This window comes from Pseudomonas izuensis, from assembly GCF_002356535.2.
GTDB lineage: Bacteria > Pseudomonadota > Gammaproteobacteria > Pseudomonadales > Pseudomonadaceae > Aquipseudomonas > Aquipseudomonas izuensis.
On the sequence record NZ_AP017423.2, the window covers coordinates 2081550 to 2102049 of the forward strand.

At 54.3% G+C, this 20500-nt stretch carries 19 protein-coding genes; 6 read left to right on the forward strand and 13 right to left on the reverse strand.

The window, feature by feature from the left end; translation table 11 throughout:
* Nucleotides 1-53: 53 nt before the first annotated feature.
* The 11 genes from LAB08_RS09435 to LAB08_RS09485 form a co-directional block, all read right to left on the reverse strand.
* On the reverse strand, nt 54-1217 hold the full coding sequence (locus tag LAB08_RS09435) for an acyl-CoA dehydrogenase family protein (RefSeq protein ID WP_096512481.1): 1164 nt from the start codon (nt 1215-1217) through the stop codon (nt 54-56).
* Nucleotides 1218-1283: 66 nt separating this feature from the next.
* Nucleotides 1284-1880 (reverse strand): thiamine pyrophosphate-dependent enzyme, encoded by a 597-nt coding sequence (locus LAB08_RS09440; protein WP_059405613.1) that lies wholly within the window; start codon nt 1878-1880, stop codon nt 1284-1286.
* Nucleotides 1868-2407 (reverse strand): thiamine pyrophosphate-binding protein, encoded by a 540-nt coding sequence (locus tag LAB08_RS09445; RefSeq protein ID WP_019579805.1) that lies wholly within the window; start codon nt 2405-2407, stop codon nt 1868-1870. The genes LAB08_RS09440 and LAB08_RS09445 overlap by 13 nt, the downstream gene beginning before the upstream one ends.
* A gap of 240 nt (nt 2408-2647) precedes the next feature.
* The gene (locus LAB08_RS09450) at nt 2648-3310 is read right to left on the reverse strand and encodes an RraA family protein (protein ID WP_096512480.1); all 663 of its coding nucleotides are present in this window, start codon (nt 3308-3310) and stop codon (nt 2648-2650) included.
* A gap of 81 nt (nt 3311-3391) precedes the next feature.
* Nucleotides 3392-4738 (reverse strand): MFS transporter, encoded by a 1347-nt coding sequence (locus LAB08_RS09455; protein WP_254007510.1) that lies wholly within the window; start codon nt 4736-4738, stop codon nt 3392-3394.
* 205 nt (nt 4739-4943) lie between these two features.
* On the reverse strand, nt 4944-5609 hold the full coding sequence (locus LAB08_RS09460) for an RraA family protein (protein ID WP_096512478.1): 666 nt from the start codon (nt 5607-5609) through the stop codon (nt 4944-4946).
* A gap of 125 nt (nt 5610-5734) precedes the next feature.
* Nucleotides 5735-6631 (reverse strand): LysR family transcriptional regulator, encoded by an 897-nt coding sequence (locus LAB08_RS09465; protein WP_096512477.1) that lies wholly within the window; start codon nt 6629-6631, stop codon nt 5735-5737.
* Nucleotides 6632-6741: 110 nt separating this feature from the next.
* Nucleotides 6742-7956, reverse strand: a complete 1215-nt coding sequence (locus LAB08_RS09470) for a pyridoxal phosphate-dependent aminotransferase (RefSeq protein ID WP_096512476.1) — start codon at nt 7954-7956, stop codon at nt 6742-6744.
* Nucleotides 7953-8591, reverse strand: coding sequence for an RraA family protein (locus tag LAB08_RS09475; protein ID WP_096512475.1), 639 nt, complete (start codon nt 8589-8591; stop codon nt 7953-7955). The genes LAB08_RS09470 and LAB08_RS09475 overlap by 4 nt, the downstream gene beginning before the upstream one ends.
* Nucleotides 8591-9253: an RraA family protein gene (locus LAB08_RS09480; RefSeq protein ID WP_096512474.1), complete on the reverse strand. Its 663-nt coding sequence runs from the start codon at nt 9251-9253 to the stop codon at nt 8591-8593. The genes LAB08_RS09475 and LAB08_RS09480 overlap by 1 nt, the downstream gene beginning before the upstream one ends.
* Nucleotides 9253-9918 carry an RraA family protein gene (locus tag LAB08_RS09485; protein ID WP_096512473.1) on the reverse strand — a complete coding sequence of 222 codons (666 nt, stop codon included), beginning with the start codon at nt 9916-9918 and terminating at the stop codon, nt 9253-9255. Before LAB08_RS09485 ends, LAB08_RS09480 begins: the two co-directional genes overlap by 1 nt.
* A 104-nt stretch (nt 9919-10022) precedes the next feature.
* Between LAB08_RS09485 and LAB08_RS09490 the strand changes: the two genes are divergently transcribed.
* The 3 genes from LAB08_RS09490 (at nt 10023) to LAB08_RS09500 (ending at nt 13503) form a co-directional block, all read left to right on the forward strand.
* Nucleotides 10023-10916, forward strand: coding sequence for a LysR family transcriptional regulator (locus LAB08_RS09490; RefSeq protein WP_096512472.1), 894 nt, complete (start codon nt 10023-10025; stop codon nt 10914-10916).
* Between the two features lie 155 nt (nt 10917-11071).
* Complete coding sequence (locus LAB08_RS09495) at nt 11072-11890, forward strand: alpha/beta fold hydrolase (RefSeq protein ID WP_096512471.1); 819 nt, start codon at nt 11072-11074, stop codon at nt 11888-11890.
* A gap of 164 nt (nt 11891-12054) precedes the next feature.
* The gene (locus tag LAB08_RS09500; RefSeq protein WP_096512470.1) at nt 12055-13503 is read left to right on the forward strand and encodes an alanine/glycine:cation symporter family protein; all 1449 of its coding nucleotides are present in this window, start codon (nt 12055-12057) and stop codon (nt 13501-13503) included.
* A 63-nt stretch (nt 13504-13566) separates the two neighbouring features.
* Here LAB08_RS09500 and LAB08_RS09505 read toward each other — a convergent pair whose 3' ends face one another.
* The gene (locus tag LAB08_RS09505; RefSeq protein WP_096512469.1) at nt 13567-14943 is read right to left on the reverse strand and encodes an MFS family transporter; all 1377 of its coding nucleotides are present in this window, start codon (nt 14941-14943) and stop codon (nt 13567-13569) included.
* A gap of 506 nt (nt 14944-15449) precedes the next feature.
* On the opposite strand from LAB08_RS09505, the gene LAB08_RS09510 reads away from it, so the two are divergent.
* The 3 genes from LAB08_RS09510 to LAB08_RS09520 all read left to right on the forward strand — a co-directional run bounded on the left by LAB08_RS09510 (nt 15450) and on the right by LAB08_RS09520 (nt 18413).
* Entirely contained in the window at nt 15450-16373 is a 924-nt protein-coding gene (locus LAB08_RS09510; RefSeq protein WP_096512468.1) for a LysR family transcriptional regulator, read from the forward strand.
* Between the two features lie 81 nt (nt 16374-16454).
* Nucleotides 16455-17168, forward strand: a complete 714-nt coding sequence (locus LAB08_RS09515) for an alpha/beta fold hydrolase (protein ID WP_096512467.1) — start codon at nt 16455-16457, stop codon at nt 17166-17168.
* 108 nt (nt 17169-17276) lie between these two features.
* Nucleotides 17277-18413 carry an MFS transporter gene (locus LAB08_RS09520; protein ID WP_096512466.1) on the forward strand — a complete coding sequence of 379 codons (1137 nt, stop codon included), beginning with the start codon at nt 17277-17279 and terminating at the stop codon, nt 18411-18413.
* A 592-nt stretch (nt 18414-19005) separates the two neighbouring features.
* Here the strand turns inward: LAB08_RS09520 and LAB08_RS09525 are convergent.
* On the reverse strand, nt 19006-20001 hold the full coding sequence (locus LAB08_RS09525; protein WP_157755728.1) for an AAA family ATPase: 996 nt from the start codon (nt 19999-20001) through the stop codon (nt 19006-19008).
* Nucleotides 20002-20500: the final 499 nt, after the last annotated feature.

Here is a 20500-nt window from a genome sequence, read left to right on the forward strand (position 1 = left end):
GGCTCCCCAGTCGCGCCTGCTCAAGCCGACGCACTGGGCTTTACGCTGTTCCTTTAGAAGGAGCGCGGCAGTTCAAGCAGGTGTTCGGCAACATACGACAGGATCAGGTTGGTGGAGATGGGAGCAACCTGATACAGGCGGGTTTCACGGAATTTGCGCTCGACGTCGTACTCGCAGGCAAAACCAAAACCGCCGTGGGTCTGCAAGCACGCATTGGCGGCTTCCCAAGAGGCTTTCGCCGCCAGGTACTTGGCCATGTTGGCGCTGGCCCCGGCGTTGATGCCGCTGTCGTATTCCTCGCAAGCACGCCAGCGCATCAGGTCAGCCGCTTCGATTTCAATGTGTGCTTCAGCGATGGGGAACTGAACGCCTTGGTTCTGCCCGATAGGGCGTCCGAACACGACGCGATCACGTGCATAGGCGCTGGCTTTTTCGATAAACCAGCGACCGTCGCCAATGCATTCGGCGGCGATCAGTGTGCGTTCAGCATTCAGGCCATCCAGGATGTAGCGGAAACCTTTGCCTTCCTCGCCGATGAGGCTATCGGCGGGAACTTCTAGATTGTCGAAGAACAACTCGTTGGTTTCGTGGTTGACCATGTTGGCGATTGGTTGCACGGTGAGGCCGTTACCAATGGCCTCTCGCAGGTCCACAAGGAAGATCGACATGCCTTCGGACTTATTCTTCACGTCGGCCAAAGGCGTGGTACGCGCGAGCAGGATCATCAGATCGGAATGCTGGACGCGCGAGATCCATACCTTCTGCCCGTTGATTACATACTTGTCACCGCGTTTGACCGCTGTGGTTTTGATCTTTGTTGTGTCGGTTCCAGTAGTAGGCTCAGTCACTGCCATCGATTGCAGACGCAATTCTCCGCTGGCCAGTTTTGGCAGGTAATAGCTTTTCTGCGCCTCGCTGCCGTTACGCAGCAGGGTGAACATGTTGTACATCTGCCCGTGAACGGTGCCTGAGTTACCGCCGCAGCGATTCACTTCTTCCAGGATCACCGACGCTTCGGCCAGTCCCAGGCCCGATCCGCCGTATTCGGTCGGGATCATCGCCGCCAGCCAACCAGCGTCAGTCAGGGCTTTGACGAAGGTTTCCGGGAAGCCTTTTTCTTCGTCAATCCTGCGCCAGTAAGCGGCATCGAATTCGGCGCACAGGGCGCGCACGCCCTCGCGGATGGCATTGAGTTCTTCAGAGTTACGGTCAGTCATTATTATTCTCCTCAACGCGTCACGCACGACATCGGCCCCGCGTGACGAAGTCCGGGCACAGGGGGATCAGATCGGGTTGAAACCCAATGCGGCCCGGAAGCGATTTTTGACGTAGTGACCATCACGTGGCGGCAGCACCCGTGGCGGGTTCTCGGCCTTGATCTTTATGGTTGCCAGCTTGACGCCATCGCGGGTGGCGAAGCGCTCACGCAAGTTGTGGACGCCTTCCATGTCACGGATTTCATCGGTCCAGCTGAAGCCGCAGGTCTTGGCGACCTGATCCAGAGAGATGCCGAAACCCGCGTGACTGACCTGCATGCCGGTCTCGCCAAAGTGACCGTTGTCCAACACTGCAATGGTCAGGTTGGCGGGTTTTTGCAGGGCGACAGTGGCCAGGGCGCCGAAGCCCATGAGCAACTCACCGTCACCCGTGACGACAACAACCGACTTGTCAGGCTGTGCATTGGCCAGGCCCAGGCCAACCGTAATGGCACTGCCCATGGCGGCCCAGAGGTAATAATTCAGATCATTGTCACCAGCAGCCATGACGTCATAGGACGCCGATCCCAGACCGGTTACGACCAGCACGTCCTTACGGTCGGCCAGGAGAGTTTTCACCACTTCGCGGCGGCACAGGGTGTGGTTTGCGCTTACTTGACCCATTTCTTTTCTCCAATCAGGCGCTGACCCAGCAGCAGGGCAGTGGAGGAATCTCCGTTGAATGCCATGGTCGCGGCACCGTGTAGAAGGGGAGCGACGTCTTCCGGGACATCCGCGCGCCAGGTCATGACCTTCATCAGGTTCAGAGAGGCTTCCGTTGCCTGACCCATAGGGTTCTGCCACGCGTTGAATTCGGCCCAGTCGCCTCGCATGGTGACGACCATTAAAAGCGGGAAGCCGGCGCAGACTTGAAGTGCCAAGGTGTTTATGCAGTTCCCTACGCCGCTTGATTGCATCAACAGGGCACCGCGCTCGCCACCCAGCCAAGCACCTGCCAGGTAGCCGATGCCTTCTTCTTCGGTGGTGAGGACGACGGCCTTGATATCGGGGTCTGCATAGGACATACGGATAGCCGCCGAATGGCCTGCATCTGGTACGAAGACCACGTGTTTGACGTTGTGGGCCTTGAGCACGCGGAACACGTCCTCCTGCCAATCCTGTCCCACGGTTTGTTCAGCTTCTGTTGACATACCCATCTCCCAAGCAGTGCTGCTTTTGTGTTTTCACACATTCTGGGAGTGCTGGAACCGAACTACGACTACCGTTTTTGTCTTTGAGATATGCCCATTTTGTATAGCTTGATGATGCTTGGCTGACGGAACAGTACAGAACTGATATCGATCAATCTGGATGCAAAAGTAAAAAAGCCCTCACAGCGCACTGTCGTGGGCAGGCGGTGAGGGCAAAGGGAAAGGGAGGTAAGGGGACGATCAAGACTTGCGTTGCAGGGTGTGATAGCCCAGCACTGTTCTGGCTTCCTTGAGGGATTTGCCTTCAGCGATCAAGGTGCGAATGTGCGATTCCACCGCTTCGATTGAGCGGGCACAGGCGGCCACTTCATGGGCTCGATCCCGTGGCACGATTACCACGCCGTTGGCATCGGCGACCACGATGTCTCTGGCACACACGCGGGCCTGGCCGATGGACACCGGCTGATTGACAGATTCGACTTCGACGCGATCCTTCCCGGTGCGCATGAACCGGCCTTTGCTGAACAGTGGGTAGCCGTCACCGAGTGCCTTGCTGACATCCCGACAAACACCGTCAATAACGGTCGCTGCAATCCGTCTGCTTCCGGCGTATTGAGTCATGATGTCGCCCCATACGGTGCAATCGGTGCGCCCGTCGTTGTCGATCACTACCACGTCGCCTTCAGCCACATCATCAATGAAATCACCGACTGTTCCCGGTGGGCAACTGGCGGTGACATAGCGAACGGTAAAGGCCGGCCCGACTACCACTTGCCGATAGTTGTCCAATGGCATGACTCCCAGGCACTGGCCAGGCAGGCCCAGTTTATCCAAGGCGTCGGACACACCTGGAGTATCCAGGCCTTCAAACAGGGCAACTAACTCTTTGTCTTGCGGGGACATGTGTAACACCTCATGGCGATGATGGAATCGTTCAGACAGAAGCCGTTCACATGATCGGCTCGGCTTCGTTCGCTATGCACTTCAAACCGGGATGTTCAATCTCGGCCGAGGCTCCGAAATAGTCAGCAAGATGATGAAACTGATGAATGAGCCAACCGCTAGCCAGGCGAACACGTAGTTCCAGCCATAGTTGTCTAGTAGCAACCCAGTGATGAAAGGCGTTGCCGCCGCACCCAACTGACCGATCATATTTACGATGGCGTTAGAAATGGGGAACGTTTTTTTGGTGGTCAGCCCCATCGGGTAAACCATGTAGGAGGAGAACCCAAGGCTCAGCACAACGCCGGTCAGCATCAGCAATAAGCCGTAGGGCAGGGGTTCGGCGGGCGAATTGATCAGCAGGTACATCATTAGCGATGTGCCAATAGCGGACAGCAACATGCCGGGTTTACGTCGCCCACCCATCAGGCGATCCGAGCAGAAACCACCCAGCAGATTGCCGAGCACGGCACCCACCCATGGCGCAGCCGACACCAATCCCATATTCATGATCGAGAACTGTTTGACGGTCATCAGGTAGGTAGGAATCCAGGCCAGCAGCACGCTCGACACGCCCAACTGAAAGCAATAGCTGGTTGCGCAGCCCCAGATATTCCAGGACTTGAATACATGCCGATTGGACTCCAGAGGCGCCTCATGGCGAGCACGTATGACTCGATCAAGTTTACCCATCCAGGCTGGAGTTTTCCGAGGGAGCTTTTGCTGGCTGGCTTCAATGCTACTGGTTTCTTCGACGATATAGCTCAGCTCAGACGCGTTGACGAAACGGCTTCTTGAGGGATGGTCCGTAACCAGGAAATACCAGACTATGGCCAGTACGATGCCGGGCACGGCAAAGAAGTAGAAAATCTCTCGCCAGCCCCAGACCGAAATAATCACTGCGCACAGGGGGGGCACAATCACCGGCCCGAACTTCACGGCGGACAGAAAGATCCCAGAGGCCGTGCCTTTTTCCCGCGCTGGAAACCAGTTGTTGATGGTAGTGGTCATGCTGATCGGCAGTGGGCCTTCGGCGACGCCCAAGCCCAGGCGATAAAGCTTAAGTGCCAGCAATGAACTGGCTGTACCCACCAGGCCTGTCAGTAGAGAGGTCAACACCATCGCACCGGGCAGAATCCGGCTGACCCCAAAACGCCCAAAGGCGAAGCCTGACGGGATCTGTGCCAAAGCATAAGCCAGCAGAAACAGACTCATCAGGCCGCCAGCCTCGGCGTTACTCATCTCGAATTCTTTTCGAATAAACGGAAGCGCTACGCCCAGGTTAGCCCGGTCTGCGGCAGCGATGGTGTAAATCAGAAAAATCAGGGCAGCGACTACCCAGCGGTAATTGCTGCGCACAGCTGGTTTTATGACTTCAGGCATAGACATTGGGCGGACCTTATTTTTCTGGTGGCGTTATCCGGCCAAAGTAATGATTGTGAAACTACAAAAAAAGCGACAAATACTCCTGACAACAGATCACTTTTTTTGATGGAATGGCGTTGCTCGGAAAAGCGCAGTCGTAGCATTGATCAGGCGAAAAAAAACCGGGCTGTGGGCCCGGTTGTGGCATTGCGCGCTTGGGGAGCATTCTTCAGTTCGCGAGGCCGGCCTTTTCCAAAACCTTGTCTAGCCATGACTGATCAACAGCACCGGTGGCGATTTCAGCTTTTACTTGCTGTTCGTGAGCATCATGCTCTCGTGCTTTGAACAACACCTGTTCGGCGTGTTCGGGAGAGAAGGCAACCAGCCCGTCTTCGTCTCCGACAATGATATCGCCCGGGTTGATGACCATCCCCCCGATTGACACTGGGACATTGATCTCTCCCGGGCCGCTTTTGTAAGGGCCGCAATGCACCACGCTGCGGGCATAGCAAGGCGTTTCTTCAAAACTGGCGACATCGCGGATGGCGCCGTCGACGACAAAACCGACGCAGCCACGTTGTTGCGCATACAGCTTGATCAGCTCACCGATGACCGCATTGGTCTCGTCACCCTGGGCGTCGATCACCAATACATGCCCCGGTTCGATCAGCGTTAGGGCCTTATAGATGTAAAGGTTGTCGCCGGGGCGAGTCTTCACCGTCAGGGCTGTGCCCACTAGTTTGCCGGTGTGGTTATAGCGAGTCAGCCCTCGGGCACCGATGTGCCGCCCGAGGTTGTCACTGATATGCGGGGTGACGACGCTCTGAAAAGCGTCCAGTAGCGAGCGTGAGACCTGAGGTGGAGAAGGGTAAATACGTGAACCGGGCAATGACATAGCGACCTCTATCAGCGACTGAACCCTTGTGGGCCATGCGTTCATAGTAAGAAAGGTCGCTTCGTACTATTAGCGATATTTATCTATGAAAAAACATCGCTTTTATTCTGGTTCTGGGGTCAGCGTTACCACACCATGCGGCTGAAATCACAGCAGCGTGCTGCCAGACGTGCAACCTCGACACTGAGTCCCTGAAGACGGTCGGCTCTGTGTACGGCGATGTAATGGATCGGAGGTAGTGCAGGCTCAGTTTCGATGACCTGTAGCCGGCCCTGATCCACCAGCGGCGAAAGACACTGACGAGGTAGGTAGCTGACGCCGACACCGGAAAGGGTCAGCCCCAACTGGGCAATCAGGTAATTGCTTTTGATTGTACGGTTGACCCGAACATCATTTTCGGCAAACCAGCGTTCGTAAATCAGCCCGGTGCCGGAGCCGCCGCCTTGAGTAAGAACGGTGTATGAAGAAATGGCCTGTATGTTCATGATCTCGTCACCCTGATGCAACGAAGGAGCGCACATCCAAGCGTTCTCCACCGAATTCAGCGGCGTGCTGACGAAACGTGCGTCGGCAAAGACGTCGGGGACGATAATTAGATCGAGCTGGTCGTTCTCAAGTTTTGCCACCAGTTCGGTGCTGAGTTCGACCGAGGGCTCCAGTACTACTTTGGGATAAGCAGCACGTATACCCTCCACCAGAGCCGGCAGCCAAGTCATGGCGGTCAACTCGGTGACGCCGATGCGAAAGCGCCTAACCAGCACTTCTTTGGAGCTGATGCGTTCAAGAAGGTAATCACGCTGACGCAGAATTTCCGTTGCCTGCTCGAACAGTTCCGTGCCTTTTTCTGTCAGGCGCGCACTGCGTTTGGAACGATCAAAAATCGGCATGTCGAAGGCATCTTCCAACTCCTGAATACGCTTGGAGATAGCCGACTGGGACATGTTTAATTTCATTGCTGCGGATTCGAAGCTACCCAGTTCGACGATCCAGTAAATAGCTTCCAGTTGCTTGAAGGTGATCATTTCTCAGGCTCGGTTGAAAAAAAGTTGTTGATTATCGAGCAAAACAATCGAGTTTTTGCAACTTATAAACAGAAAACCCGGCCTTGGCCGGGTTGGTTATCAACGACAGATTAACGAAGGCTCATACAGAACGTGCGGATCGCCTCGCAGGCCTGGCGCAATGAAGCATCATCCAACGCATAGGCGATACGAATGTAAGGACCCAGGCCGAAAGCACTGCCATGCACCACCGCTACATCTGCTTCATCGAGTAACGCATGTGCAACATCTTCGTCGGTGTGCAGTACTCGGCCACCCGGTGAGATACGGCCGATCAATCCGGTGCAGGAAGCGAACGCGTAAAAAGCTCCTGCGGGACTAGCACATTCAATACCTGGTGTGTTGTTCAGTAGCGCCACCATCAAATCGCGACGGCCCTGGAAAGCGGCACGGCTTTCACGGATGAAGTCCTTGGGGCCCTCCAAAGCAGCGAGGGCAGCCTGTTGCGAGATTGAGCTGGCGCCAGAGGTTTGCTGACCTTGCAGTTTTTCCATTGCCTCCAGCAGCCAGCGTGGTCCCGTAGCAAAACCGATGCGCCAACCGGTCATGGCATAGGCTTTAGATACACCGTTCATGGTCAGTATTCGCGGTGCTAGCCGCGGTTCGACCTGGGCCAGGGTATGGAATGTTTGATCGTCGAAGATCAGATGCTCGTAGATGTCATCAGCCAGAATTAGCACATGGGGATGAGCCAACAACACCTCAGCCAAAGCTTTCAGTTCGTCTCGACTGTACACCGCGCCGGTCGGGTTGGATGGCGAGTTGAGGATCAACCAGCGGGTCTGCGGCGTAATCACCGCGGCTAACGCCGGTGGTGTTAGCTTGAAGCCGACACTTGCATCGCAAGTCACTATTCTGGCTTCACCTCCACACAATTGAACCATCTCCGGATAGCTCACCCAGTAGGGCGCCGGCACGATGACCTGATCGCCCTCATTAAGGGTCGCAGCCAAGGCGTTGTAGATCACCTGTTTGCCACCGTTACAGACGAGGGTGTCCTGCCAGCTGACATCCAGGCCATTCTCGCGACGGAACTTGGCCGCCACCGCTTCTCGAAGTGAACGTACTCCGGCAACTTGTGTGTAGCGGGTATGGCCGTTTTCGATGGCGGCGACAGCCGCTTCGCGAACATGTTTGGGCGTATCGAAATCTGGTTCGCCGGCGCATAGCGAAATGATCTTCGCACCTTGTGCCCGGCGTTCCGCTACACGGTCCATGATCCGATAAGTGGCTGATGGTTGTGCGCTGGCCAGACGTTGATTCAGTCGTTGAATAACGGCGCTCATGCGCGGGTTCTCCACTCGGTCAGGTTCATCAGTTCCAGTGTTGAGCGGCCTTCGGTCAATGCCTGCATCATCAGCGCTTCCTTGTTCGCACGTGCCTCGCCTTCGGCCAGGGTGCGTGCCGCATCAGCCTTGGGAAGGATAATCACGCCGTCTTCATCGGCCACAACCAGATCGCCCTGAGCCACGAAAGCACCGTTGAAGTTAAAGGGTTGTCCAACTGAGGGCGCGCTTACCTTGACGGTGCCTTTCACCGATATTCCACGGGCAAAGACCGGGAACTGGCGTTTCTTCATGGCTGCTATATCTCGTACGCCGCCATCAATGACAAGACCGACCACACCAGCGGCTTCGGCCGCCACTGTGAGCACTTCGCCCCAGTAACCGGCGATGAAGCTACCTGTGCCTACAACCAATACGCTGCCACGAGGTACTCGTTCCATGGCCAGGTGCAGGGCAAGGTTGTCACCCGGCGAACATTCCAGCGGGTAGGCGGGGGCGGCGATGAAGGCGCCGTCCCAAACGGGACGGATCGCACTGTCGACCGCGCAAGGAAGGTGGGACGCTTCATAAAGCGTCGAGCTGCCCAACACTTTTGCCCGTTCGTGGAAATTCAGGGGGAGGGGGAGCGTGGTCATCAGACTTTCCTCTGCAAGCTGTGGTAACCCAATTCAGCACGGGCTTCTTTAAGGGTTTTTCCTTGAGCGATCAGGGCGCGAATGTCGGCTTCGACCGATTCGATCTGACGAGCACAGGCAGCCACTTCAGTTGCACGAGCGCGGGGGACGATAACCACGCCATTGGCGTCGGCGACCACGATGTCACGGGAGCAGACTCGGGCTGTGCCGACAGACACTGGATGGTTCACCGATTGAACTTGTACGCGGTCTTTGCCAGTGCGCATAAAGCGGCCTTTGCTGAAGATCGGATAGCCCTCGCCCAGCGCTTTGTTTACGTCACGGCAAACGCCGTCGATGACCGTTGCCGCGATCTGCCGGTTACCGGCGTACTGGGTCATGATGTCGCCCCAGACGGTGCAGTCGGTACGGCCGCCATTGTCGATGACCACCACATCACCGGGTGCCACGTCTTCGATGAAATCGCCCACGGTGCCAGGCGGTACGCTAGCCGTGACGTACTGCACAGTGAAGGCCGGTCCGACGATGACCTTGCTGTAGTTGTCCAGCGGCGCCACGTCGAGGCATTGACCGGGCAGGCCTAGTTTGTCCAGGGCATCGGAGACGCCAGGGGTGTCGAGGCCTTCAAATAAAGCGACCAGGGTTTGATCTTCAAGATTCATCAGGCGTGCTCCACATGAATCGCTTCGAATTGGGTGTCATGCATGACCTCGGCTACCGAACGGCCGCTGCGCACTGCCTCGACCATTGCGTCCTGGCGGCGGACGATGCGCTCGCCAAGATCGACCACTTTCTCAATATAGGCTTGTGGGACGAACACAGTTCCGCAGGTATCGGCAATGACATAGTCGTCTTCACTTACGTCGACTCCAGCGACTTTTATGGTCACGGCCGCGTCGATCTGTATGACTCGATTGCGGGCACTGATCATGGTGATCCCGCGTCCGAAAACCGGGTAGCCAATCGATTCGCTGCCGTCGATGTCTCGACTGAAACCATCGATCACAGTGCCGCGTACTTTCTTTCGGGCCGACGCGTTGGCCAGGATGTCGCCCCAGCAGGAGATGCCCTCGATACCGCCTGCGATCACCAGTACTCGGTCGTCGCTGTCGATCTGTTCAACCACTGGGGTAATCAGATGCGCTGTAGGTGCACTGTCAGACTTCGGGGCCAGTTGTACCGTACTGGCGCGGCCAACGATTTTTGGGCAGTTCCACAGTGGGCGCAGCCCCACAGTGGCACCAGGCAGGCCAAGGAAGTCGAGCGCATCGGACACCGTGTTGGTATCCAGCGCTGCCAAGCGATTTAGCAAACTCTCATGGATCATGGGGTAGTCCCTCTAGTGACGAGGGACTCAGTGTCGATTAGAGCGTTTGATAGGTATATTACTAATCACAGAAGTATTAGATACGTTAAACCTATGGGTTAATCATGATCAACTTTCGTCTGATTCGTCATCTCTGGTTGTTCCTGGCGGTCGCTGAAGAACAGAACTTTGGCCGCGCGGCCAAGCGTTTAGGAATGTCCCAGCCGCCGTTGAGCGAGCAAATTCAAGTGCTGGAGCAGGCCCTCAAGGTCAAGTTGTTTGATCGCTCGCGACGTGGTGCAAAGTTGACGCCGGTGGGGGCGGCGATTCTGCCGGCCGTGCGTAAGTTCGCCGACCAACTTGAGCGCCTGGAACTGGCCGTGGAAGAGGCAGTGGCGGGGCAGTCGGGGATGTTGACCATTGGAGCGATTTCCACGGCGATGTTCGATGTCTTGCCAGGTTTGATCGAGCAATTGAAGAACGACTACCCGCACCTCACCGTGTCCGTGCGGGAAATCGACAGTGTTGAAGCCGTGCCGGCGCTGGAAGCCGGAGATATCGACTTGGCGTTCGCCCGCCTGGATGGTGATTTGGGTGTCTCGATCAAGTCACTGCCGCTGTTGGAGGATCGCCTGGTGGTGGCTTTGCCCAGTGATCACACCTTGGCTTTGCGCACCCGAATCAGTTTGTCCAGCCTTTCCAACGAGCCCTTGGTAATGTTTTCTCGAAAGGTCAGCCCGGTCTATTTCGACAATCTGATCGCGACCTGCCGAGCCAGTGGCTTCTCCCCTCGCGTGTTGCATGAAGTGCGCTCTGTGGCCTCGCAAATCGCCTTTGTCAGCTACGGTCAGGGCATCGCACTGGTGCCGGCTTCGCTGAAAAAAATGGCCCCGGCCAATGTGGTATTTCGACCGCTTAACCAGAAGCTTAATGTCGTGACCACTGCTATGGCCTGGAATGCGGATCGGCCTAATCCGCTGGTGGAGGAAGTGGTAGACCGTTTCCGTACCAAGGCATAAGTCGGCCAATATGTGCGTTCATCGTTTGATAGGTTTGACGTATGAAAGTGTTCCCTGATTAGGAATTTACAGAACATAAGATTCCCTTGAAATTGTAGGCCTGGTTGCCGGCGAACCTGCCCCGGCGCTTCCTTTTCGCTCAAGGAGTCAATAACGTGCCCTCACCAGAAAGTTTCAGTCACGTGCAACTCCCTCTGACGGTGGAGGGTGTTCAGTTGAACGTGGCTGCCATCCATCGCGAGGGATCCCTGGCGCCGATTGTGTTCCTGCATGGTTTTGGTTCGACCAAAGAAGACTATGCCGACATCGTGCAGCAGCCAGCATTTTCTGGTCACCCCTTCATCGCTTACGACGCACCGGGTTGCGGTGAAAGCCAGTGCAATGACCTTTCCAAAATTTCCATACCCTTTCTGATGCAGACGGCATTGCAGGTGTTGGCGCATTACGGCATTGAGCGCTTCCATCTGGTAGGCCACTCCATGGGTGGGTTGACCGCACTAATGTTGGCCCATCAGTTCCCGGGCCGGGTACTCAGCTTCGTCGATATCGAGGGCAACATCGCCCCGGAAGACTGCTTCCTCAGCCGGCAGATTGTTGACTATCCGAGCAACGATCCCGAGGCGTTTTTCGCGGCATTTATCGAACGTGCCCGCCACGCCCCGGCCTATGCCAGTGCACTTTATTCCGCGAGCTTGCGGCACAAGGTTCGTGCCGGTGCGGTACGGGGAATTTTCCAGTCAATGGTCGACCTCTCCGATAACGCCGACCTGATGGGTAAGTTCCTCGGGTTGGAATGCCCTCGAATGTTCATGTATGGCGAACAGAACGCCTCATTGTCCTATCTGCCGCATATCCAGGCCGAAGGTGTGCGGCTGGCGCCCATTCCTGATTGCGGGCATTTCCCGATGTATTCCAACCCCATCGCGATGTGGCAACAGATCGCCGATTTCCAGTCGAGCAGCCTTACGCGGTGAGTCTGGTCGTCCTGAGGGCTTCCAGATTTTTCACGGAAGCCCTGTAAGGCCGCGAAATTGAAATTCAAATGCTGGTTCAGTCACTCGCTGCTTTCGGGCGGCGATGTGTGCAGGCGCGTGCGTGCCTGAAATTCGTGTACCTATAACAACAAGAGGTTCGACCCATGCTTGAAGTCATTAACAGTTTTCTTTCCGGCAAGCTCCTGATCGTGCTCATCGTAGGCCTGGGCGGCTACTTCACGGTGCGTTCACGCTTTGTCCAATTCCGCCATTTTTTTCATATGTTCGGCGCGTTCCGCGATAGTGTGCAAAAAAGTGCAGGCCAGATCAGCTCGTTCCAGGCATTGATGCTCAGCCTGGCTGGTCGTGTAGGTGCAGGTAACATCGCAGGTGTCGGGTTAGCCGTAACGTTGGGCGGCCCGGGCGCCGTATTCTGGATGTGGGTCACGGCCCTGGTCGGTATGTCCACCAGCTTCTTTGAATGCAGCCTGGGGCAGTTGTACAAACGGTGTGATGCGAATGGGCAGTTCCGGGGCGGGCCGTCGTATTACATCCAGCACGGGCTGAAGCAAGCGTGGCTGGGCAAGGTCATGGCCTTGCTGCTGCTGGTGACCTTTGGTTTCGCCTTCAATGGGCTGCAATCCCACGCGGTGACTCACTCACTGAATAATGCTTTCGGTTTCTCTACAGCCTACTCCGGCATTACGATTGCCGTACTGCTTGGCCTGGTCTTCATAGGCGGCATCAAGCGAATCGCTGCTGTCTCGGATCTGCTGGTGCCTGTTAAAACGCTGGCTTACATCGGTGTCACTGTCTATGTGATCGTGCTCCAGTTTGATCATGTTCCGGGCATGCTGGTGACCATTTTCAAAAGCGCTTTCGGTCTGGATCAGGCCTTTGCCGGTCTGGTCGGCAGTGCCATTGTGATGGGCGTTAAGCGTGGGGTATTTGCCAACGAGGCGGGGCTTGGTAGTGCACCAAACGTGGCTGCGGTGGCGAAAGTGGATCACCCGGCAGCTCAAGGTGTGGTTCAAGCCTTCAGCGTGTTCCTCGATACCTTTGTGATCTGTACCTGCACGGCGCTGTTGATTCTGCTGTCGGGCTTTTACATGCCGGGTTTTGAAGGTGATGGGCTGGTACTCACCCAGAATGCGCTTGCTGCTGTAGTTGGAGACTGGGGACGCACTTTTATCAGCGTGGCGTTGGCTCTGTTTGTGTTCACTTCGATCCTCTACAACTACTACCTGGGCGAAAATAATCTGCGTTTTCTGCTGGGGGATAAGCGCGCTCCCATAATGATCTATCGTGGGCTAGTGTTGCTGCTGATCCTGTGGGGAGCCATCCAGAATCTGGAAACGGTCTTTGCCTTTGCCGATATCACTATGACGCTGCTGGCCTTCGTGAATCTGATTGCCCTGGCGTTGTTGTTCAATGTCGGGATGCGTTTGCTGCGTGATTACGACCAGCAACGCAAGGCTGGCATCAAGACGCCGGTCTTTGATTCAAGTCAATTCAAGGATCTTGATCTTGATTTGCAGGCATGGCCGAACCGGGACCAGGTGACCAAAGATATCCACGAACTTTGCACGCAGGTAGCATCCGCTACCCCGTGATGTAAAAAAGGGCCCATGGATCATCATGGGCCCTTTTAACTAATCGCAGTAAGCGTCAGTGTTTCAGATCCTCGCAGCTTGCGACTTAGTGCAACCCCTCAGCCCGGTGCGTTCTTCGATCTCACCCGAACCGCTGATGTAACCATAGCGCGACAGGTTCGGCATCAACATTGCGGCGATGAATGTGATGGTCACTACAGCCGCGACATAGAAGAAAAAATACTCCTCTATACCCTGTGACCGCAGAGACAAGGCTACGTATTCGGCAGTGCCGCCGAATGCCGCATTGCCTACCGCATACGGAAATCCCACACCTAACGCTCGTACCGCTGGTGGGAAAAGTTCGGCTTTGACGATCCCGGCAATGGGAGTGTAAAGCGATGCGATAGCGAGGCCGCCAAATACCAGCAGGAACGCCGTAAATGGACTGCTGACTGATTGCAGTGAATAGAGCAGAGGGATCACCAGCAGCATGGCCAATCCGGAAAACATCAGCATGTGAGCCTTGATCCCGATACGGTCGGCGAGCAGACCGAAGAGCGGCTGGCAGAACATAAAGCCAACCAGTGCCGCCGTCATGATGAAGCTCACTGTTTCCGGACTAAACCCCGCAGAGATCACCAGAAATTTCTGCATGTAAGTGGTGAAGGTGTAGAAGTAAAGCGAACCGCCAATTGTGAACGCCACCACTAGAGCAACGGCACGTTTGTGTTTGAACATGCCGCGCAGAGAGCCGGCATCTTTACGATTCATGTCTTTTTTGGTGGCGGTTTCATGCATGGCACGTCGCAGATACACCACCACGATGGAACTCAGAGCACCGATAAAAAATGGAATTCTCCAGCCCCATTCGCGCAACTCCTCGCCAGTGAGGGTTTGCTGAAGAATAACCACCGTCATCAGCGCCAGGAGTTGGCCCGCGATGATGGTGAAGTACTGGAATGATCCATAGAAACAGCGTCGACCCGGCGTCGCGATTTCACTGATGTAGGTAGCACCTGTGCCGTACTCCGCGCCTACAGACAGGCCCTGAATCAGTCTGGCTACGACGAGCAAAATTGGCGCAGCTACACCAATCGTTTCATAGGTTGGCATGACGGCTATCAATAGCGAACCGGCGCACATCATGAACACTGAGATGATCATTGAGACCTTGCGGCCGCGGGTGTCGGCAATCCAGCCGAAGATCCAGCCACCGAGAGGGCGCATGAAAAAACCGACGGCAAAAACTCCGGCTGTAGCGAGCAGTTGGCTCGTGGTGTCACCTTTGGGAAAAAACGAAGCCGCGAAATAGATGGCGGTGTAGGCGTAAATGAAAAAGTCGTACCACTCCACTAGATTGCCCGAACAGGCACCCATGATTGCTCTGACGCGATTCGGACTTTTTATCTGATCGGCTTTTGCCGTGTGGACTGTTGAGTCGCTGGTTGATGCGGACATGTTGTTCACCCTTTTTCCAAGGCGAGACGATACGAGGCGCACGCTGATGCGTGTCCAACGTTGCTAGCTCGATGGGTTGATCTGCTTAACGCAGCGGCTGTAATCCTGTGGTGGCCAAGGAACATGAAGAGGGGGGATGTACGCGAGAGGTCAGCTGTTTGCTGAGCGTGTAAGGCGGGTCGGTCAGGTAACGAGAAATGAAGTAAGTCATGGCGCAAGCCCTCGAATCTTATTCTTGTAGTCAGTCGATCAGCTATTGGCGTCGACGTTGATTGCACGCTACCGCAGAGTCACGAGGGTAATAAGCCGTCAGCCAGGCCTAACTGATATACCGAAATTTTATAGCTTGCCTCGCAGCCCCGGCGGGGCAAGGTACACAGCCTGCTCGCAAGCCTGCATGTCCTACGCAACGGAGGGAATGTGGCGTTCCCGGTGACGCTAATGCGTTTACACTCACACTACTTTCGACGCATTTCGCGCCGAGCCCGACTTTGACTGGCCTGGTAATGGATGTCGTTCAACTCAAGACTCTGATTCATGTTGCCGAGCTTGGCAGTCTCAGCAAGGCTTCTGACCGACTTCACATCGCACAGCCGGCACTCAGCCGACAAATTCGATTGCTGGAAAAAGAACTCGGCACCTATTTGTTTGATCGGCATGGTCGGGGAATGGAGATCACCGATGCCGGCCGTGAAGTTTTGGCACATGCCACCCGAATAATGGAGGAAATGGAGTCTATTCGAAGTTCGGTTGTGGGCGGGAAGTCTTCCTTTCGGGGCACAGTGGTGATTGGTACAACACCGACGGTAGCGGAAATTGTCACTGTTCCGCTGGTTCGAAAAATCAAAGAGGAACACCCGAATCTAGCCATCAGATTTTCCTCGGCCTTCAGCGGTTACTTGCTGGATTGGGTTCAGCGTGGCGAATTGGAGCTTGCGATTTCTTATGACCCGCAACCGCTGCATACGCTTCGTATCGTACCGGTGATGATGGAAAACCTGCTGTTGGTTGGTCCCGCTAGCGCTGGACTGCGCATTGATACGCCAGTGTCTTTCGAATCTTTGGCGGAGCAACAATTGGTATTGCCCAGCGCTCGGCACAGTCTTCGCGTCATTCTGGACAACTGTGCGCGTGAAGTAGGAATCAAGCTAAAGACCAGCGTTGAAGCTGACTCTTTCGGCGCGATGATCGACCTGGTGCGCAATGGCTTTGGTTTAACCGCTTTGCCATTGGCATCGATTTACGCGCAAATCGAATCTGGCGTGCTCAGTGCTGCGCCGTTAGTCGACCCCATTCCTATGCGTAAATTGGTTCAGGTCTTTCCCGCGGACAGGAGAGTTAGCCCGGCTGCAAAATTTGTTGGGGATGCGTTCATCGAGATTGCCGCCGACTTGGTAAGTCGCAAAATCTGGGCAGGGCACATGCTTTGAGCAATCAAAAAATCGACTCGTCAGTAAGCCCCAAATAACAACGACCAATCCTTGACCATGAACCTCTGAGGGAACCCTCCGTTGTCTTTCAATAGTTTGCCGCTCGTGCTCATCCCAGGACTGCTTTGCGATGCGCGTCTCTGGGCACATCAAAGGTCAGTCTTGGAAAATTCAACGCAAATTTGCATTCCAGATGTCTCTCAAGACTCCAGTATTGCTCAGATGGCGGAACGGACTCTGGATGAGGCACCACCCTTTTTTGCGCTCGCGGCGTTGTCCATGGGTGGATATGTGGCGATGGAGATCATGCGGAAGGCACCTGAACGAGTGTTGAAGTTGGCACTGTTAGACACGATGGTGCGACCGGACGATGAAGCCCGTGCCAAGGCGCGCCGTGGCCTGTTAGCTCTCGCACAACTAGGTCGGTTCAAAGGCGTAACGCCGCAACTGCTCCCCAAGCTTGTACATCCCCGCTGTATTGGAACGGCTATTGCCGATAGCGTACAGGGAATGGCTGAAGCAGTCGGGAAGGAGGGATTTGTTCGGCAGCAATTGGCGATTATAGATCGTCCTGACTATCGACCTTTATTGAAGAGCGTTGTGGTCCCGACTTTGATTGTTGTTGGTGAAAACGACGAAATTACACCGCCAGAAGAGTCCGAGGAGATCCATCGTGGCATACCGCATTCTCGATTGGTCGTGCTGCCCCAATGTGGGCATCTGCCACCGCTTGAACACCCGAATCTGACGACTCTGCTGTTGAGTCGTTGGCTCGAAGATAGTTTACACGCTTGAAGCCAGTCGATTTTGTAACCGTGGCTTTCCATTCCTCCTTATCTTTGATGACTCGTTTTGAGCAACCTTACTCGATTACCTGGCATATTCGGCATCTTCCTATTAGGAATGCTGCAAGTTTTGGTCTGGGGAGGCTCATTCTTCCTTATGGCCGTAATGGCCGATCCAATCATGAAAGAGACGGGGTGGGCTAGCCAATGGGTGTATGGCGCATTGTCTCTGAGCATTCTTGTTTCCGCGGTATTGGCTCCGTTGATCAGTCGACTGATCGCCCGCTATGGCGGTCGTCTGGTTCTTGCGAGCAGTGGTCTAGGAGTCGCCATTGGATTGTTTATGATGGCCAACGCCACTTCATTACCGTTTTTTTTACTGGCTTGGGCAGTAATCGGTATTGGCATGGCGCTTGGATTGTATGAAGCATTATTTGCCACTTTAGGCTCACTTTACGGGGAGCGAGCGGGCGCTGCGATTACTGGAATAACGCTGATTTCTGGATTTGCGACAACGCTTTCCTGGCCGGCAGTTGCGCTGTTGATCGAGTACGTAGGTTGGCGTTCCACGTGTTTGGCTTATGGATTGATGTTGGTACTCACCGTGGCACCGCTTTATATATGGGTGCTACCGGGTGGCTCAGTTTCACTTACAAAAAAAGACGCGTTGTACGACGAAAACCTTTCTATCAATCAACGGGTTTACTGGCTCCTCACGATGATTTTTGCGTTGGGTGCAGTGATCATGACGGCAATCTCCGTCCAGTTGATTTCCTTGCTTCAAGGTCAGGGGTATTCACTTGCAGCTGCCATTGGGTTCAGCGCTTTACTGGGGCCGAGCCAGGTAGGTTCGCGTGTTCTGCAAGTGTTTTCGAGAAAGCGACATCCCATTTGGACGACCTTGATCTCTGTCGTATTTGTGGCAATCGGTCTGTTAATTGTGACCATCGCGCCAGCGACGACGGCTCTCGGTCTCGTACTTTATGGTGCCGGTAACGGTTTGCGAGCGATTGTCCGCGGGCTTCTGCCGCTGACGTTGATGTCGCCAACGCATTATGTTTTGTTGATGGGGCGCATGGCTCGACCTTCACTCATTGGACAAGCACTAACACCACTCGCTGGTGGTTACTTTTTGCAAGCGTGGGGGGCGGGCAGCGTGCTTGCTGGACTGAGTTCGTTGGCTGTATTGAATGTGATACTGGTACTGTTCCTCCTACAACTAGTTCGAAAACAACACCACCATCCGAGCCGATGAGAGTATCCCCGATAGTCGTCGTGCCATCTTAAGAATTTTCGGTAACGCCGTCCTCAAGCTATTCAAGCCCTATAAACTTTTGCCTCGGTGACAATTCTCTTCGGGTAGTGCGTTGAGCAGATTGTTATAGAGGGGCTTCCACGACGTTTGCGCTTGTGAAGCGTAGTGCTTGTGCCGAATTCCTCCTAGACGATCTAGGTAGGTTTGGTTAGTGGAGGGCACAATGGGTTTAGAGTTATATGGCTAAACAAACTGGATATATTTGTTTTCTCTCCATTGTTAGATTACGAAGAAAAATCTACTAGACGGTCCAGAGAATGGCGCTAACGCAACGACACCTTGCGTTTCCCGCAATGTGCGGAGTGGCCGCAAGTTTTTTGATCTGGTAATTACAATAAAAATGCCACCGCAGTACCAGTGGCTCGCTTTGCTCCCACTGGACCCTTCCCGACGCTTGCGTCGGGTGCGCCGCAGGCTGCCTTCCAGCAGCCGCTATCTCCCTGGCTGGCGCGGGGGGAGAGTTTTAGAGAGGGGGGGGCAACCTAGGATGTGTGGTGAATACCTTAAGGGGCAGCATCCTACATCCTACATCCTATATCGAGGACGAGCTTATTTTAGCTAGGCTGTACATCATTCTATTTCCGATTTGTTCTTTGTGGAGAAGCCCCGTCTCGACTGCTTTTGTCATTTTGGGTGTCGCATTCCTCGCAGTAATGCCTAGAAGATTCCCTAGGACAGCACTAAGTTTTCCCGACGACTTCGCTTTATCATCAGCAAAAATGCTGCGAAAGACAGCCTCCAGCTTTTCGTCTTTGTCTATGGACTCATCCGCTTGAACGAGGTTGAACATCAGCTCCTTGCCATCAAGCCATTTTTTGCCAGGATCTTTCGGCCCTCTGAGCGAAAACACGACGCTGTGACTCCCTTGCTTACTGCCTTCGACAGCTAATGAGATTACGCCGTTAACCTCTCCATGAATGCTTGAAGCGCCCCGTATGGCTTTAGCACCGCCGTTACCATAGGTTTCCTTGCGTGCATGATGGACTATGATATGAGCGGCGTCGCCAGATAGCTGGCGGGCTCTCAGCATGACCTTTGTCATTTCCGGATTACTATTTTCGTCTACTCCGTGCATACGGGCTAGGACGTCGAAAATAATTAGATCTGGTTTGAGCGCTTCTATTTGAGCTTGGAGCGTGCGCGTGTCGTCCTCGTTTAAGATGTCAATTGATTTGTAGTCACTGCATCTAAAAAAATAAGAGTTGTTAACAAGCTTATTCTTGCTATTTGCGTACATGGTAACGACTCGCTCAGCTGACAAGCGCTTACTAAGCTCGAAGTCGATGTAAAGAACTTTTTGACGGGATGTACATTTGTAACCAAAAAACTCGGTACCTTCACTGGCGGCAATTGCTATTTGAAGTGCCAATCTTGACTTGCCAGATTTTGGTGCGCCCGAAACAATCCATTGATCTCCTTTTTCGATTAGGCCTTCAAAAACCCATACTGGAGATGTCTCGTAGTCTTCTAAGATTGCACGCGCTCCCCAGCGCTGAATCAAATCATTTACATCTACAAACTCAGTCATACTCATAGCCTCGGGGGTGTAGCCCTACATTCAAGCGCTGTAGAATTTAGTATTCATGTAGCGTTGCTGTGTTGGACTGTTGTTTTATATGTTGAGTCTATGAACAATTTTCAGCCTGTCAACAAATATAAAAGACAGCTGAATTGACAGGGTTGGTGTCAATGTGGCTGTCAAAAGTTTAAGTTCTGTTAATGTTGTTTTGAAAAATGCGAGTATCAATGTGGTTGTCATTATTGGTCGTTTTGGACGCTAAAAAGCCGAAAACCTTATTGAGCCTATCGCCGGACAATCTGCAAAACAAAAAAACGAATATTCCCAGGGGGAGCGGGGGATGACCGACAGTAAACGACCCGAAGTGGCCATTGAAAGATGGCCATTCGAGGCTCGAAACCCTCTCCCAAAAGATGGCAACTACCCAATCGAGGAAGCGCTCGGCGCGCCCTCCACACCTGAGGGGCACAAATTTAGCCAACTCGCCCCGCGACCACATACCTGGGCA